The 16,648-nt window shown below is 71.1% G+C and carries 13 protein-coding genes; 6 read left to right on the top strand and 7 right to left on the bottom strand.

What is annotated here, in order from left to right; translation table 11 throughout:
• Positions 1-198 precede the first annotated feature (198 nt).
• On the bottom strand, positions 199-762 hold the full coding sequence (locus J7I97_RS00205; protein WP_214930255.1) for a methylated-DNA--[protein]-cysteine S-methyltransferase: 564 nt from the start codon (positions 760-762) through the stop codon (positions 199-201).
• Positions 763-818: 56 nt separating this feature from the next.
• Positions 819-1,748 (bottom strand): glycerophosphodiester phosphodiesterase family protein, encoded by a 930-nt coding sequence (locus J7I97_RS00210; RefSeq protein ID WP_214930256.1) that lies wholly within the window; start codon positions 1,746-1,748, stop codon positions 819-821.
• Positions 1,749-2,004: 256 nt separating this feature from the next.
• Between J7I97_RS00210 and uvrB the strand changes: the two genes are divergently transcribed.
• The 4 genes from uvrB to J7I97_RS00230 all read left to right on the top strand — a co-directional run bounded on the left by uvrB (position 2,005) and on the right by J7I97_RS00230 (position 8,194).
• Entirely contained in the window at positions 2,005-4,191 is a 2,187-nt protein-coding gene (uvrB, locus tag J7I97_RS00215; protein ID WP_214930257.1) for an excinuclease ABC subunit UvrB, read from the top strand.
• Positions 4,192-4,269: 78 nt separating this feature from the next.
• Positions 4,270-4,848: a TerD family protein gene (locus tag J7I97_RS00220; RefSeq protein ID WP_030010820.1), complete on the top strand. Its 579-nt coding sequence runs from the start codon at positions 4,270-4,272 to the stop codon at positions 4,846-4,848.
• Positions 4,849-4,928: 80 nt separating this feature from the next.
• Positions 4,929-6,929 carry a TerD family protein gene (locus tag J7I97_RS00225; protein WP_214930258.1) on the top strand — a complete coding sequence of 667 codons (2,001 nt, stop codon included), beginning with the start codon at positions 4,929-4,931 and terminating at the stop codon, positions 6,927-6,929.
• A gap of 272 nt (positions 6,930-7,201) precedes the next feature.
• On the top strand, positions 7,202-8,194 hold the full coding sequence (locus tag J7I97_RS00230; RefSeq protein ID WP_214930259.1) for a TerC/Alx family metal homeostasis membrane protein: 993 nt from the start codon (positions 7,202-7,204) through the stop codon (positions 8,192-8,194).
• 38 nt (positions 8,195-8,232) lie between these two features.
• On the opposite strand, the gene J7I97_RS00235 is transcribed toward J7I97_RS00230, so the two are convergent.
• From J7I97_RS00235 to J7I97_RS00245, 3 genes are all read right to left on the bottom strand, one after another.
• Entirely contained in the window at positions 8,233-9,558 is a 1,326-nt protein-coding gene (locus tag J7I97_RS00235; RefSeq protein WP_214930300.1) for an MFS transporter, read from the bottom strand.
• A gap of 159 nt (positions 9,559-9,717) precedes the next feature.
• Complete coding sequence (locus tag J7I97_RS00240; RefSeq protein ID WP_214930260.1) at positions 9,718-10,374, bottom strand: MBL fold metallo-hydrolase; 657 nt, start codon at positions 10,372-10,374, stop codon at positions 9,718-9,720.
• A gap of 9 nt (positions 10,375-10,383) precedes the next feature.
• Positions 10,384-11,076, bottom strand: coding sequence for a maleylpyruvate isomerase family mycothiol-dependent enzyme (locus tag J7I97_RS00245; protein WP_214930261.1), 693 nt, complete (start codon positions 11,074-11,076; stop codon positions 10,384-10,386).
• 187 nt (positions 11,077-11,263) lie between these two features.
• Between J7I97_RS00245 and uvrA the strand changes: the two genes are divergently transcribed.
• Positions 11,264-14,230 (top strand): excinuclease ABC subunit UvrA, encoded by a 2,967-nt coding sequence (gene uvrA, locus J7I97_RS00250; protein ID WP_214930262.1) that lies wholly within the window; start codon positions 11,264-11,266, stop codon positions 14,228-14,230.
• 158 nt (positions 14,231-14,388) lie between these two features.
• Here the strand turns inward: uvrA and J7I97_RS00255 are convergent, their stop codons facing one another.
• The gene (locus J7I97_RS00255) at positions 14,389-15,039 is read right to left on the bottom strand and encodes an NAD(P)-dependent oxidoreductase (protein WP_214930263.1); all 651 of its coding nucleotides are present in this window, start codon (positions 15,037-15,039) and stop codon (positions 14,389-14,391) included.
• A 66-nt stretch (positions 15,040-15,105) separates the two neighbouring features.
• Between J7I97_RS00255 and J7I97_RS00260 the strand changes: the two genes are divergently transcribed.
• Positions 15,106-15,711 (top strand): TetR/AcrR family transcriptional regulator, encoded by a 606-nt coding sequence (locus J7I97_RS00260; RefSeq protein WP_214930264.1) that lies wholly within the window; start codon positions 15,106-15,108, stop codon positions 15,709-15,711.
• Here the strand turns inward: J7I97_RS00260 and J7I97_RS00265 are convergent.
• Positions 15,701-16,579 (bottom strand): carbohydrate kinase, encoded by an 879-nt coding sequence (locus J7I97_RS00265; RefSeq protein ID WP_214930265.1) that lies wholly within the window; start codon positions 16,577-16,579, stop codon positions 15,701-15,703. The two genes, J7I97_RS00260 and J7I97_RS00265, sit on opposite strands and share 11 nt — an antisense overlap.
• Between the last annotated feature and the right edge of the window lie 69 nt (positions 16,580-16,648).

The following is a 16,648-nucleotide window of genomic DNA, read 5'->3' on the forward strand; positions in this document are numbered from 1 at the left end:
GCGATGCCGGGGGCGGCAGGAGTAGTCACCGCGGCAGTTTCGCACCCCTTACCGCGCGGCGGAACCGTATAACAGCCCCCACCCGCCCCGCCCCTCCCGGCGCTCGGGAAGGCGCTGGCCAGAACAGGCGCTGGTCAGAACAGGCCCCGGTCAGAACAGGCCCCGGTCAGAACAGGCCCCGGTCAGAACAGGCCCCGGTCAGAACAGCGGCTGCGGCAGTACGCCCTCCAGCGCCAGCAGGATCCGCTTGGTCTCCACCCCACCGCCGAAGCCCCCGATGCCGCCGTTGTTCTCCACGACCCGGTGGCAGGCCACCACCAGCGGCAGCGGATTCGACCCCATGGCATTGCCCACCGCCTGGGCGGCGCCCGGCTGCCCGACGCGGGCGGCCAGCTCCCCGTACCCGACGACCGCCCCGTACGGCACGGAGCGGTCCAGCTCCAGCAGCACCTGGCGGTTGAAGCCGGAGCTGAGCCGCCAGTCCAGGGGCAGGTCGAAACGCTTCAGGGAGCCGGCGAAGTACGCGGCCAGCTGGCGTATCGGCTCGGCCAGCAGCACCTCCTCGCCCGGGGCCGGACGCCACGCGTCGGCGCCGAGCCGGGAGATCAGCGAGCCGATCATCCTCTCGACCCGGTCGGGCCCGGCATGGAACTCGACCCGGACCAGACCCTCGGGGGTCGCGGCCAGGAGCAGGGGACCGACATCGCTGGCGACGACGGTCCATTCGAGATGCGGCCCGCGGGGCCGCTCGGTGCTGTCCACCCGTCCACGGTACGGCTCACCGCTGACAGGGCCGCTCCCGTGCCGGCCCGCGGTGGTCAGAACCCGCCAACCGCCTCCCGTACGACATCGGGGGCGTTGGAAATGATGCCGTCCACCCCCATGTCCTGCACCTTCCGGGCGGTCGCCGGGTCGTCCACGATCCAGGTGTCCACCTCCATGGCCTTGCCGTGGGCGCCCGAAGTGCGGTGCACCGCCGCCACCCAGTCGGCCGAGATCGTGGTGTGCCACGGGTTGATCCGGTCGGTGAAGGCTGCGTACCGCGGCAGATCGGCCACCGTGGGCGTACCCAGGAAGGCCGTCACCAGGTCCGGGCGCAGGCTGTGTACGACGCGGACGGAGTCGGCGCTGAAGCTCTGCACCACCAGCCTGCGCGCCACGTGCCGCTCATCGAGCCAGCCGGCCGCGTCCAGCACGTCGAGGGTCTGCTCCTCGATCCCCGGGTAGAGCTCGGGCTTCTTGATCTCCAGGAGCAGCCGCTGCCGGTTCATCTGTACCCGGGCGAGGTACTGCCGCAGGGTCGGCACCCGCGCGCCCGTGAACTCCTCGTCGAACCAGCTGCCCGCGTCCAGCCGGGCGATCTCCGCCGCCGTGAAGTCCTTGACCCGCCAGGGCGAGCGGTTCGGGAAGACCTGCTCGACATCGGTCGTACGGGACAGGGTGTCGTCGTGGATCACCACCAGCTCGCCGTCCTTGGTGCGCTGGACGTCGTTCTCGACCCAGTCGAAACCGAGCCGCATCGCGAGGTCGATCGATTCGAGCGTGTTCTCCGGCGCGTACGCCGAAGCCCCCCGGTGGGCGTACACGACGGGGGTCGAGAGCCAGGGGAGGGCGCCAGAACCGGCGCCAGGACCGGTGGCGGGACCGGAGGCGGGACCGGTGGCGGCCGAGGAGGCCGTCCCGCCCAGCACGGTGAGGGTGAATCCCAGGAACGCGGCGGCGGCCGCGGCGGCGGGTCGGACGTACATGTGCGTTCTCCTCGGGTCGGGAACCCTGTTCCTGCGTCAGACGGGGGCGGAACGACAGACGTTGTGGCGATGCGGTTCACAGCGGGACCTATACGGCGATCATGCGGTTGAAGATCACCGAGACGCCACCGAACTACGACAAACGGACCGGAAAGGAGGAAATTCGCCCCGCCCCCCGGACCAGCGGGAGCCGCCGGAGCCCCGCGAGGGCGCGCGAGGAGACGTGCGTGTCAGTGGGGGGTCGTACGGTTGAGTCATGCGGCCCGTATCGAAGATCGAACGCACGGTGGCGCCTTTCGAGGTCGTCAGCTCCTACCAGCCCAGCGGCGACCAGCCGACGGCCATCGCCGAGCTGGAGAAGCGCATCCGTGCAGGTGAGAAGGACGTCGTCCTGCTGGGCGCGACCGGCACAGGCAAGTCGGCCACCACGGCCTGGATGATCGAGAAGCTCCAGCGCCCCACCCTGGTGATGGCGCCGAACAAAACCCTCGCCGCCCAGCTGGCCAACGAGTTCCGCGAGCTCCTGCCGAACAACGCCGTCGAGTACTTCGTCTCGTACTACGACTACTACCAGCCCGAGGCCTACGTTCCGCAGTCGGACACGTACATCGAGAAGGACTCCTCGGTCAACGAGGAGGTGGAGCGGCTGCGCCACTCCGCGACCAACTCGCTGCTGACCCGGCGCGACGTCATCGTCGTCGCCTCCGTGTCCTGCATCTACGGCCTCGGCACCCCGCAGGAGTACGTCGACCGGATGGTCTCCCTCAAGGTCGGCGAGGAGATCGACCGGGACCAGCTGCTGCGCCGCTTCGTCGACATCCAGTACACCCGCAACGACGTGGCCTTCACCCGGGGCACCTTCCGGGTGCGCGGCGACACCATCGAGATCTTCCCCGTCTACGAGGAACTGGCCGTCCGCATCGAGATGTTCGGCGACGAGATCGAGGCCCTCTCCACCCTGCACCCGCTGACCGGCGAGGTCATCAGCGAGGACCGCGAGCTGTACGTCTTCCCCGCCAGCCACTACGTCGCCGGCCCCGAGCGCATGGAGAAGGCGGTCCGCGGCATCGAGGCCGAGCTCGCCGAACGCCTGGCCGAGCTGGAGAAGCAGGGCAAGATGCTGGAGGCGCAGCGGCTGCGCATGCGCACCACGTACGACCTGGAGATGATGCGTCAGATCGGCTCCTGCTCCGGTATCGAGAACTACTCGCTGCACATGGACGACCGTGAGCGGGGCTCCGCGCCCAACACCCTCATCGACTACTTCCCCGAGGACTTCCTCCTAGTCATCGACGAGTCGCACGTCACCGTCCCGCAGATCGGCGCGATGTACGAGGGCGACGCCTCGCGCAAGCGGACCCTGGTCGACCACGGCTTCCGGCTGCCGTCGGCGCTCGACAACCGGCCGCTGAAGTGGGAGGAGTTCCAGGAGCGGATCGGTCAGACCGTCTACCTGTCGGCCACCCCCGGAAAGTACGAGCTCTCGCGCGGCAAGGGCTTCGTCGAGCAGATCATCCGCCCCACCGGCCTCATCGACCCCGAAGTGGTGGTCAAGCCGACCGAGGGTCAGATCGACGACCTGGTGCACGAGATCCGGCAGCGCACCGAGAAGGACGAGCGGGTCCTGGTCACCACCCTGACCAAGAAGATGGCCGAGGACCTCACGGACTACTTCCTGGAGCTCGGCATCCAGGTCCGCTACCTGCACAGCGACGTGGACACCCTGCGCCGCATCGAGCTGCTGCGCGAGCTGCGGGCGGGCGAGTACGACGTCCTGGTCGGCATCAACCTGCTGCGCGAGGGCCTCGACCTGCCCGAGGTGTCGCTGGTGGCGATCCTCGACGCCGACAAGGAGGGCTTCCTGCGCTCCGGGACCTCCCTGATCCAGACCATCGGCCGCGCGGCGCGCAACGTCTCCGGCCAGGTCCACATGTACGCGGACAAGATGACCCCGGCGATGGAGAAGGCCATCGACGAGACCAACCGGCGCCGGGAGAAGCAGATCGCGTACAACACGGCCAACGGGATCGACCCGCAGCCGCTGCGCAAGAAGATCAACGACATCGTCGCCACCATCGCCCGCGAGGAGCTGGACACCGAGGAGCTGCTCGGGACCGGGTACCGGCAGGGGAAGGACGGCAAGGGCGCCAAGGCGCCGGTGCCCGCCCTCGGCCTCGGCGGCACGGCGGCCCACGGCGCGGCGGCCCACGGCAAGGCGGGCGGCAGGGGCGCCAAGGCCGCCAAGGGGGCCAAGGGTGCCAAGGCCGTCGAGGTGCTCACGGACCGGCCGGCCGAGGAACTGGCCGCGCTGATCGAGCAGATGACCGAACGGATGCGGGGCGCCGCGGCCGAGCTGCAATTCGAGGTCGCGGCCCGGATCCGGGACGAGGTGAGCGAGTTGAAGAAGGAGCTTCGGCAGATGAGGGAAGCGGGCCTCGCCTGACCAGGAGGCGGTCAGTAGTGTGGGGCCACAGCCACAGGCACACGCTGCCTGAGGGTGGCTATGGAGAGGGGACAGCGCGTGACGGTCAACATGACCAAGGGTCAGGCCATCAGTCTGCAGAAGGCGGACGGGGGCACGCTGACCGCGGTCCGGATGGGCCTCGGCTGGCAGGCGGCGAAGCGGCGTGGGCTGTTCGGCTCGCGGACCCGGGAGATCGACCTGGACGCGTCGGCGGTTCTCTTCGCCGACAAGCAGCCCGTGGACGTCGTGTTCTTCCGGCACCTCCAGAGCGACGACGGCTCGGTCCGGCACACCGGTGACAACCTCGTCGGCGGTGTCGGGCAGGGCGGGGACGACGAGGCGATCCTCGTCGACCTCCAGCGCGTGCCGGTGCACATCGACCAGATCGTCTTCACGGTGAACTCGTTCACCGGCCAGACGTTCCAGGAGGTGCAGAACGCGTTCTGCCGCATCGTCGACGAGACCAACGGCCAGGAGCTGGCCCGCTACACCCTGGACGGCGGCGGCCAGTACACCGCGCAGATCATGGCGAAGGTGTCCCGCTCCGGCGCCGGCTGGCAGATGACGGCCCTCGGCAACCCGGCCAACGGCCGGACCTTCCAGGACCTGATGCCGGCGATCCTGCCGCACCTGTAAGACGCAACGCGCCTGTAAGTAGCAACGCACCTGTAAGAAGCACGGAACAACAGCACAAGGGCACGGGGGAGGGCTGCACGATGACGGCCGAACTGGTCCGGGGGCAGAACCACCCCCTGTCCCAGAGCCGGGTGGAGATCAGGGTTTCGGCGGGCACGCCCGTGCTGGCCCTGGCCTCCACCGCCGACGACGAGGGCCGGCTGGCGGGTCCTGGAGCGGTGGCCCACCCCGGTGCCCGGGCCCTGCCGGGGCTGGAGGTGCCGGGGGCGGTGGCCGGTCAGCACCGGATCGCCGTCGACCTCGACGCGGTCGGACCGGCCGTGCACCGGGTCGGCGTGGTCCTCGTCCTGCCGCCCGGCGGCCCGGAGCGCTTCGGCGCGGTCCCCGCGTCCTACGTGGCGGTGGCCGAACCGGAGGGCGCCGAGCTCGTCGGGTACACGCTGACCGGGCTGGAGTCCGAGACCGCTGTCGTGGCCGTGGAGCTGTACCGGCGCCAGGGCGCGTGGAAGGTCCGCGCGGTGGGCCAGGGGTACGCCGACGGGCTCGGCGCCCTGCTGGCGGACGCGGGGCTGGCCGCCTCCGCGGCCACCGAGCTGGCCGCGGCTGCCCTGGACGTGGCGGCCCCGGGCGACATCACCCGCGCGGCCATGCCGACCGGGACCGCCCCCACGGTGCCGCGGGGCCTGCGGGCGCCGCAGGACGGCGCCCCGGGCAGCGACCCGGGCGCACCGGCCGTCCCCGCCCCGCCCGCGCCGGAGCCGCCGGCTCCGATCCCCGTGTCGGGGGTCCCGTACGCCGGTACGCCGGGCCCGGCGCCCGCCGACAGCGCCGGTGGCCCGCCCACCGTGAACTACGCACACCCGCGCCGCCGCCGGGCAAGCACCGAGCCGCCCGAGCCGGCCCCGCGTCCCGCCGAGCCCGCGCAGCCCGGCGAGCCGCCGCGCCCCGTCGCCGGGGACGCCAGCGGCTGGTCCCTGGAGGAGCGGCTGTACAACCAGGTCTGGGGCATGTTCGAGGACCTGGCCCGCACGGTCGCCGCCTACCGCAGCGCCGTCGACTTCGCCGACTCCCGGATGGACCGCGAGCTCGACGAGGCCCTGTCCGACCCCCGCAACCGGCTCGGGGGCTCCGGCGACGCCGCCCGTGACACCGCCAGGGCCCGCCGTGACGAGCTCGTCGCCCAGGCCCAGGCCGTCCTCGACCGGGACCTCGCCCAGCTGGTCGCCGAGTCCGAGGTGGTCGAGCCCGCGCTGCCGGCCGCGTACGCCCGCTGGGACAACCCCGTCTGGCACGGCGGCCCGTCGACCGGTCTGCCCGAGGAGAATCCGCTGGCCCTGCGCCTGGGGGACCTGCACCTGCCCGAGCGGCCCGGGCTGCGCATCCCGATGCTGATGCGGGTCCCGCTGGAGCGCGGCCTCTGGATCGACAACGGCCGCACCGGCTCCGAGGCCGCCATGGCCATGGACACCGACCGGCTGCGCCGGGCCGCCATGGACATGGCCGTCGCGCATGCCGTCCGGCTGCTCGCGGTCCACCCCGGCGACCGGTTCTCCGTGCGCGTCATCGACGCGGCCGGCGCCGGGGGCGCCTCGCTGGCCCCGCTCGTCCGGTCCGGGGTACTGGCCGGGCCGCCCGCCGCCGGGGCCGCCGGGGTCACCCGGACGCTGGCCGAGCTGACCCGGCGGGTGGACCTCGTACAGATGGCGCTGCGCGCCGGGGCCCCGGAGGACCTGCCGCCGGATGTGGACACGGCCGAGCAGCTGCTGCTCGTGCACGACTTCCCGCACGGGTTCGACGACCGTGCCGTCACCCAGCTGCGGTATCTCGCCGACGAGGGACCGTCGGTCGGCGTGCACCTGCTGATGGTCGCGGACCGTGACGAGGCCTCGGCGTACGGGCCGCTGCTCGACCCGCTGTGGCGCTCGCTGATGCGGCTCTCGCCGGTCCCGGACAACCACCTCGCCGATCCCTGGGTCGGCCATGCCTGGACCTTCGAGCCGGACCTGCCCCCGCAGGGCAGCCAGGTCCTCGACCAGGCGCTGGAGCGGATCACGGCGGCCCGGGGCGGCACCCGGCCGTGACCGGGGGGTGGGTCACAGACCGGTCGATGACCAGTTGGTGACCTGTCGCTGACCATTCTTTGGGATTCCCTTTACCCAATCCGGCCTTCGCGGGTACCCTGATGAGCGCGGAGGGGAGTACTCCTGCATTCCTGCTTCGGCGTACCCGTCAATACGGACCGTGATCGGTCCCGGGGCGCCGGCCCCCGGCCTCCAGGCCGTCCGGGTGGAAGAGACCTCCGGCAGCGATGACGCTGACGATGTGCTGAGCCATCTGCCGGAGGCTGCAAGTAATGGATGTTTCGTTGACCCTCTGGGTGCTGACCGTTCTCGGTCTGGGCATCCTCATCGGCGCCGATTTCCTCATCGGCCGCAAGCCCCATGACGTTTCCATGAAGGAAGCCGGCATCTGGACGGTCGTCTGGATCGTCCTCGCCGCGCTCTTCGGCCTCGGCCTGCTGTTCTTCGGCAACGGCCAGGCCTCCCAGGAGTTCTTCGCCGGCTTCATCACCGAGAAGTCCCTGAGCGTGGACAACCTCTTCGTCTTCGTCCTGATCATGGCGAAGTTCTCGGTGCCCTCCCACCTCCAGCAGCGCGTGCTGCTCGTGGGTGTGCTGATCGCCCTCGTGCTCCGCGCGATCTTCATCGCGGCCGGCGCCGCGATCATCACCACGTTCGCCTGGGTCTTCTTCATCTTCGGCGCGTTCCTGATCTACACCGCGTGGAAGCTGATCCAGGAGGCCCGCAAGGACGAAGGGGCCGACGGCGAGGACGAGTTCGAGGAGAACCGCCTCCTCAAGTCGATCGAGAAGAAGTTCGGCGTCGCCGACAGGTACCACGGCACCAAGCTCTTCATCCGGAACAACGGCAAGCGCGTCCTGACCCCGCTGATGGTCGTCATGCTCGCCATCGGAACCACCGACGTGCTGTTCGCCCTGGACTCGATCCCGGCGATCTTCGGCCTCACCCAGGACCCGTACATCGTCTTCACCGCCAACGCCTTCGCCCTGATGGGCCTGCGCCAGCTGTACTTCCTCATCGGCGGCCTGCTCAAGAAGCTGGTCCACCTCAGCTACGGCCTGTCCGTCATCCTGGGGTTCATCGGCGTCAAGCTGGTGCTGCACGCCCTGCACGAGTCGGGGGTGCACGTCCCGCAGATCTCCATCCCGGTCTCCCTGGGTGTCATCTGCGGCGTCCTGGTGATCACCACCATCACGAGCCTTATGGCCTCGAAGAAGCAGGCGGCGGCCGAGACCGCCGCCCGCCCGGCGAGCATCGACGCGTAGGACACGTAGGACGCGCCGTACGCGAGGGTCCTGCGGGGCTACGCGGGGGCGGCCGCTTCGGCCGCCCCCGTTCCCGTACCCGTACCGGGGCTCGCGCTCGCGCCGCGCGCCCGGACGACCATCGGATTCGTCTCCGGCAGCAGGGCGAAGCAGCCCAGGCTGACCAGGGCGATCGCCGTCAGGTACACCGCGACACGCCACGGCGGGCCGGAGCCGTCCGCCAGCGCCGTCGCCACGATCGGAGTCAGCGCCCCGCCCAGCACCCCGCCGAGGTTGTACCCGACGGCCGCGCCCGTGCAGCGGATCCGCGGGGCGTACAGCTCCGGGAGGTACGCGCCCACCACCGCGAACATCGTGATCATGCCCAGCAGTCCGCCGAGGCAGCCCAGCGTCATCAGCAGCGGGTCCGCCGTGCGCAGCAGCGCCACGAAGGGGAACATCCACAGGGCGCAGGCCGCGGCGCCGGCCAGGCACAGGGGCCGCCGGCCCCAGCGGTCGCCGAGCACCGCCATCAGAGGGGTCACCAGGCCCATGACCGCCACCGCCGTCATGATGCAGGCCAGCATCGCGGTGCGGCCCACGTTCAGATGTTCCGTCGCGTACGCGAGGGACCAGGTGGTGGCCGCGTAGAAGACGGCGTACCCGACCGCGAGGGCTCCGCCGGTCAGCAGGAGCAGCCGCCAGTGCCCGCGGAACACCTCGGTCAGCGGTGCCTCCGAGCGCCGGCCGGTCTCGGCGAGCGCGCGGAACTCAGGGGTCTCCTCGACCGATCGCCGCAGCCACAGCCCGGCCAGCGCCAGCAGCCCGGCCGCCCAGAACGGAACCCGCCAGCCCCAGGACGTGAACTGCGCGTCGGTGAGGGTGGCGGACAGCGCCAGCATCGGCCCGTTGGCCAGCAGGAAGCCCACCGACGGGCCGATCTGGGGGAAGCTCGACCACAGCCCGCGCCGCTCCTCCGGGGCGTGCTCGGCGGTCAGCAGCACCGCGCCGCCCCACTCGCCGCCGAGGCCGAGCCCCTGGAGGAACCGCAGCAGGAGCAGCAGGACGGGGGCGGCGATGCCGAGCGTGGCGTACGAGGGCACGCAGCCCACCGCCACCGTGGCCAGGCCGGTGAGCAGCAGCGAGGCGAGCAGCACCGGGCGCCGCCCGTAGCGGTCGCCGATGTGGCCGAAGAGGGCCGAGCCCAGGGGGCGGGCGAGGAAGCCGACGCCGAAGGTGCCGAAGGCGGCGAGTGTTCCCGCGAGCGGGGAGAAGGACGGGAAGAAGAGCGGGCCGAGCACCAGGGCGGCGGCCGTGCCGTAGACGAAGAAGTCGTAGAACTCGATGGCGGTGCCGGCGAGCGAGGCCGAGGCGAGCCGCAGCATCGAGGGGGAGTGCACAGGGGAGTTCACGGGGGAGGAGGGGGAGGGGTCTTGTTGCATGGTGCAGCAATTACCCCGCCCCACAACCTCAGGACGTGCGTTCGGCCGTCAACGACCGGAAGGAGTGCACTCCTTCGCGGAGTTGACCGGGACCGACCGGGACTACCAGCCGCGCTCGCGCCACTCGGCCAGATACGGCCGCTCGGCGCCGAGCGTGGTGTCGTTGCCGTGGCCCGGGTAGACCCAGGCCTCGTCCGGCAGCTGCTCGAAGAGCTTGTGCTGGACATCGTCGATGAGCTGGACGAAGGCCTTCGAGTCGCCCGAGGTGTTGCCGACACCGCCCGGGAAGAGGCAGTCACCGGTGAACACGTGCGGGTGCCCGTGCGGGTCGTCGTAGATCAGGGCGATCGAGCCGGGGGTGTGCCCGACCAGGTGGCGGGCGGTCAGGGTGACCCGTCCGACCTGGATCGTGTCCCCGTCCGCGACGGGGACGTCGGTCGCCACCGGGATGCCCTCGGCGTCGTAGGCGCCCGCGTAGGTCCGCGCGCCGGTCGCCTCGACCACGGCCTGGAGCGCGCCCCAGTGGTCGCCGTGCCGGTGGGTGGTGACGACGGACGCGATGCCGTCGTCGCCGATCAGGCTCAGCAGCGTTGCCGCCTCGGCGGCCGCGTCGATCAGCAGCTGCTCGCCGGTGGCCCGGCAGCGCAGCAGGTAGGCGTTGTTGTTCATCGAGCCCACCGCGACCTTGGAAATCATCAGGTCCGCGAGTTCATGCACGTCGGCAGGACCGCCGACCTTGACCGCTCCGCTGTACGTCATGGCTTGATCCTAGAGCGGGGGGAGGGCGGGCAGGGGGCCGCCTTCGACGGACAGGTGGGCTCCCTTGAGCTCGCGGCCCGCCAGCCAGCCCAGGAGCTCGCTCAGCGGCCCGCTGAGGGTCACGGGGTCACCCTCGGTCGAACCGGTCTTCCAGACGCTGTCGTCGTGATGCGTCCTCAGCGTGACCGGCGGTACTTCCGGACGCCCGGCCCAGCGGTCGGCGAGGAAGGCGATCTCGCGGCGGGCGAACTCCTCGGGGAGGTCGCCGAGCGTGTAGCCGATGTTCAGGTCGACGTGGTGCAGCTCCACCTCGACGAGCCGGCGGAACGGCACGTTCGAGGCGAGGTCGGTGACGCCGTTGCGCAGCTCCACGGTGCGGGACCAGTCCTGGTCCACCTCGCCCTGGGCCAGGAAGCGCTCGCTGGTCTCGCGTACGTCGGCGAGCTGGACCTCCAGCGGGCGCGGGGCGTCGCGCTCGATGTCCGCGTCGCGGGCGGCGGCGCTCTCGTACATGGGCCGGCCCTCGAAGACGTTGACGAGGGCGTCCGCGTTGCGCGCCAGGTGGGCCAGGATGTGCCCGCGGGTCCAGCCGGGGAGGTGTGACTCCTCGGCCAGGGTGGCGTTGTCCACTTTCGCGACCGCGGTGAGCAGTCGGTCGGTGGCTTCACGTACAGATCGCAGGTCGTGCACATGATCAGTCATGGGTCCGAGCCTAGTGCGCACAAGGCCCCGGCCACACGATCGGGTGAAGCGGTCTCGGGTGTGCCGTAAATCGAATGCGCGTGCTATACGCTCGGAAGTCCACTCTCCATCCCCATCGCAGAGGCGCCCCCCATACCCTGGGACAAGGGCCCGTGCCCCCGCTCTCTCAAGAAAGGTGCGGACCGGCGTGACCGACCGTCTCATCGTTCGTGGCGCTCGCGAGCACAACCTCAAGAATGTCTCGCTCGACCTGCCCCGCGACTCACTCATCGTCTTCACCGGACTCTCCGGGTCGGGCAAGTCCTCCCTGGCCTTCGACACGATCTTCGCCGAGGGCCAGCGCCGCTACGTCGAGTCGCTCTCGTCGTACGCCCGCCAGTTCCTCGGGCAGATGGACAAGCCCGATGTCGACTTCATCGAGGGCCTCTCCCCGGCCGTCTCGATCGACCAGAAGTCCACCTCGCGCAACCCGCGCTCCACCGTGGGCACCATCACCGAGGTCTACGACTACCTCCGCCTCCTCTTCGCGCGCATCGGCAAGCCGCACTGCCCCGAGTGCCGCCGCCCGATCTCGCGGCAGTCGCCGCAGGCGATCGTCGACAAGGTGCTCGCGCTCCCCGAGGGCAGCCGCTTCCAGGTGCTCTCGCCGCTGGTGCGCGAGCGCAAGGGCGAGTTCGTCGACCTCTTCTCCGACCTCCAGACCAAGGGATACAGCCGGGCGCGGGTGGACGGGGAGACCGTCCAGCTCTCCGAGCCGCCCACGCTGAAGAAGCAGGAGAAGCACACCATCGAGGTGGTCATCGACCGCCTCACCGTCAAGGACAGCGCCAAGCGCCGGCTCACGGACTCGGTGGAGACCGCGCTCGGCCTCTCCGGCGGCATGGTGATCCTGGACTTCGTCGACCTCGCCGAGGACGACCCCGAGCGTGAGCGGATGTACTCCGAGCACCTCTACTGCCCGTACGACGACCTGTCCTTCGAGGAGCTGGAGCCGCGCTCCTTCTCCTTCAACTCGCCCTTCGGCGCCTGCCCCGAGTGCACCGGTATCGGTACGCGCATGGAGGTAGACCCGGAACTGATCATTCCCGACGAGGACAGGTCCCTGGACGAGGGCGCGGTCTCGCCGTGGTCGCTCGGCCACACCAAGGACTACTTCCAGCGTCTGATCGGCGCGCTCGCCGGCGAGCTGGGCTTCCGGACGGACATCCCGTGGGCCGGGCTGCCGGCGCGCGCGAAGAAGGCCCTGCTGTACGGGCACAAGACGCAGATCGAGGTCCGCTACCGCAACCGGTACGGGCGCGAGCGGGCGTACACGACGGCCTTCGAGGGCGCCGTGCCGTTCGTCAAGCGGCGGCACGCGGAGTCCGAGAGCGACGCGAGCCGGGAGCGCTTCGAGGGCTACATGCGCGAGGTGCCCTGCCCCACCTGTGAGGGCTCCCGGCTCAAGCCGATCGTGCTCGCGGTCACGGTGATGGAGAAGTCCATCGCCGAGGTCGCCGCGATGTCGATCAGCGAGTGCGCCGACTTCCTGGGCCGGATGAAGCTGGACGCCCGCGACAAGAAGATCGCCGAGCGGGTCCTGAAGGAGGTCAACGAGCGGCTCCGCTTCCTCGTGGACGTCGGCCTGGACTACCTCTCGCTGAACCGCGCCGCCGGCACCCTCTCGGGCGGCGAGGCCCAGCGCATCCGGCTGGCCACGCAGATCGGCTCCGGCCTGGTCGGCGTGCTGTACGTACTGGACGAGCCCTCCATCGGCCTGCACCAGCGGGACAACCACCGGCTGATCGAGACGCTGGTGCGGCTGCGGGACATGGGCAACACCCTGATCGTCGTCGAGCACGACGAGGACACCATCAAGGTGGCCGACTGGGTCGTGGACATCGGCCCGGGCGCCGGCGAGCACGGCGGCAAGGTGGTGCACAGCGGTTCGCTGAAGGAGCTGCTGAAGAACACCGAGTCGGTGACGGGGCAGTACCTGTCCGGCAAGCGGTCCATCACGGTGCCGGATGTACGGCGCCCCGTGAACGGGGACCGGAGGCTGACGGTCCACGGCGCCAAGGAGAACAACCTGCAGGACATCGACGTGTCCTTCCCGCTGGGTGTGCTCACCGCGGTGACGGGCGTGTCCGGATCGGGCAAGTCCACGCTGGTCAACGACATCCTCTACACGCACTTGGCGCGCGAGCTGAACGGCGCCCGGTCGGTGCCGGGCCGGCACACGCGGGTGGACGGGGACGACCTGGTCGACAAGGTCGTGCATGTCGACCAGTCGCCGATCGGGCGGACGCCGAGGTCGAATCCGGCGACGTACACGGGTGTCTTCGACCACGTGCGCAGGCTGTTCGCGGAGACGATGGAGGCGAAGGTGCGCGGCTATCTGCCGGGCCGCTTCTCCTTCAACGTGAAGGGCGGCAGGTGCGAGAACTGCTCCGGCGACGGCACGATCAAGATCGAGATGAACTTCCTGCCGGACGTGTACGTCCCGTGCGAGGTGTGCCACGGCGCCCGGTACAACCGGGAGACGCTGGAGGTCCACTACAAGGGCAAGTCCATCGCGGAAGTCCTGAACATGCCGATCGAGGAGGCGCTGGACTTCTTCGAGGCGGTGCCGACGATCGCCAGGCACCTGCGGACGCTGAACGAGGTGGGGCTGGGATACGTCCGGCTCGGCCAGTCGGCGCCCACGCTGTCGGGTGGTGAGGCGCAGCGCGTGAAGCTCGCCTCCGAGCTGCAGAAGCGTTCGACGGGGCGGACGGTCTACGTCCTGGACGAGCCGACCACGGGTCTGCACTTCGAGGACATCTCGAAGCTGATCAAGGTGCTGTCGGGGCTGGTGGACAAGGGGAACTCGGTGATCGTCATCGAGCACAACCTGGACGTCATCAAGACCGCGGACTGGGTCATCGACATGGGGCCCGAGGGCGGATACGGGGGAGGCCTCGTCGTCGCCGAGGGCACCCCGGAGCAGGTCGCGTCGGTGGGCGCGAGCCACACGGGCAAGTTCCTGCGGGACATCCTGGGGGCGGAGCGGGTCTCCGACGCCGGGCCGACCGCCGCCGCCCCGGCCAGGAAGGCTGCCGCCAGGAAGACGGTGGCGGCGAAGAAGGCTGCGGCCCCGGCCAAGAAGACGGCAACGCGGTCCCGCAAGGCGTAGCCGCTGCCGGTGACGGTGACAAACGCCGGCGGGGCTGGAAACAGCCCCGCCGGCGTTTGAGGCGCGGGTCCGGGCAGGGCCCGGGGAACGGGCGAAGGGCGGGTAGGGGACCAGCCCCGCAGGCACCCGCACCTGGGCCGGCCGCAAGCCCCGCAGGGTCAGGCGGCCACGCCCACCGCGTGGCCCGTCGTCGACGGGTCGCTCAGGGACGTCAGCAGCGCGTCCGCGACGTCCGCACGGGCGATGAACCGCCCGGCCGGGACATTGGCGTCGATCGCGCGCCGGTACGTCCCGGTGCGCGGCTTGTTCAACAGCTTGGGCGGGCGGATCACCGTCCACTGCGTCCGGCTCGCCCTGATCAGCGCCTCCATGACCGCCAGGTCCGCGTACAGGTCGCGCAGCACCCGCCGCAGCAGGGGGAGGAAGATCTTCCGGGCCACCACGCCGTCCCCCGGCACATCCGGGCCGACCGGGGCCGCGCTCACCGCCGACAGACGGCTCACTCCCGCCAGGTCCATCGCCACGAGGATGGACCGTACCGCCGGACTGGTGACCGGGCTGAGCCGGGCCTGCTTATTGTTGGCCGAACCCAGGGCCGAGATCACCGCCTCCCGGCCCGTCAGTACGGGCACCAGTGCGTCCGGGTCCGTCAGGTCGGCCACCACCGCCACATGGAGGCGCTGGTGCTCCGGCACGCCCAGCCGGGCCGGGTCGCGGACGACCGCGGTCACTTCGTGACCCGCCTCCAGCGCCTGCCGGACGACCTCGCGGCCGACGCCGCCCGTGGCTCCGAACACCGTGAGTTTCATCCGCAGCTCCCGAACCGGAGGGGTGGGTGAGTGTTTACTCACCACGTTTTCCACTAGGGTGAGTGAATGCTCACCCCAAAGTCAAGCAGGCCCACCCCCGAGCGACTGCTGGACGCCGCCGAGGGCCTCATGCGCACCATCGGCCTCGCCAACACGACCACCAAGGCCATCGCCCGCGAGGCCGGCTGCTCGGAGGCCGCGCTCTACAAACATTTTGCGAACAAGGAAGAGCTGTTCGTGCGCGTGCTGATGGAGCGCACCCCCAACGCGGGCCCCCTGATGGCCGCGCTGACCGCGGATCCGGGCGAGCGCCCGGTCGAGGAGGGGCTGACCGTCGTCGCCCGGCACGCCGCGCTGTTCTACGCCGACGCCATGCCCATGGCCGCCTCGCTCTTCGCGGAGCCCGCCCTGCTCGCCCGCCACCGGGAGGGCGTGCGGGAGATCGGCATCGGCCCGCACGTCGTACTGGAGGCGGTGAGCGACCATCTGCGCCGCGAGCTCGACCGCGGCCGGCTCCGCCCCGACGCCGACCCCCGGGCCGCCGCCTCCCTGCTGCTCGGCGCCTGCTTCCAGCGGGCGTTCTTCCTGCACTTCTCCGGCGAGGAAGTGGTCCAGCCCGTCGAGGAGTTCGCCCCGGCCGTCGCCAGGACCCTCTGGGCCGCTATCCGCTGAGCTCGGCCGCGTACGGGGGCTCCGCGCCGGCCCGGGTGCACGTCAGCGCGGCCGCGTGGGCGGCGTAGGCCAGGACGCCGGGCCAGTCCACGGGCTGTCCCGCCATCCCCGACAGCCGGTGCAGCAGCGCCGCGTTGACCGTGTCGCCCGCGCCGATCGTGTCCACCACCGAGATCCGGTGCGAGGGCGCCGAGTGCTCCGCGCCCTCCCGGGTCCACACCGTCAGACCCCCCGCTCCCCGGGTGAGCACCACCGCCGACGGTCCCGCCGCCAGCCAGTCGCTCACCCGCCCGCCCAGCCAGGCCGCGTCCTCCTCGGACAGCTTGAGCACGGAGACGTACGGCAGCCAGCCCAGGAACCGGGCCCGGTACAACGCCGGGTCCGCTATCAGGGCCGGCCGGATGTTGGGGTCGAGCAGGGTCAGCAGCCCGCGCTGTGACTCCCGGCGCAGCAGGGCCTCGTAGGCGCTCGCCCCCGGCTCCAGCAGAAGGGAGCAGGTGCCGAGCGCGAGGGCGCGTACGCCGTCCGGCAGTGCTGGCGGCAGGGTGAACAGCCGGTCCGCCGTGCCCTCGACGTAGAAGCCGTACGCCGCCGAACCGTCCGGGGCCAGCGAGGGCACGGCGAGCGTGGTCGGCTCCGGCCCGCGCTGGACCAGCGACAGGTCCACGCCCGCCGCCCGCAGCCCGGAAAGGAGGCTCTCGCCGAGGCCGTCCGTGGAGACCCGGGAGCAGAAGGCGACCTCCGCGCCGAGCCGGCCCAGCGCGAGCGCCGTGTTGTACGGTCCGCCGCCCGGCCGGGGCAGCAGCGCGCCCGGCGGCTGCGCCAGCGGCACCAGGTCGATCAGGGCTTCTCCACCGACGACGATCACGCGGGGGAAGGTACCCCATCGGGCGGCGGTATCGTCGGGTGGGCTCCGTCCCCCGGCTCCGCCCAGACG

This window comes from Streptomyces sp. ISL-87, assembly GCF_018614095.1.
Taxonomy (GTDB): Bacteria; Actinomycetota; Actinomycetes; order Streptomycetales; family Streptomycetaceae; genus Streptomyces.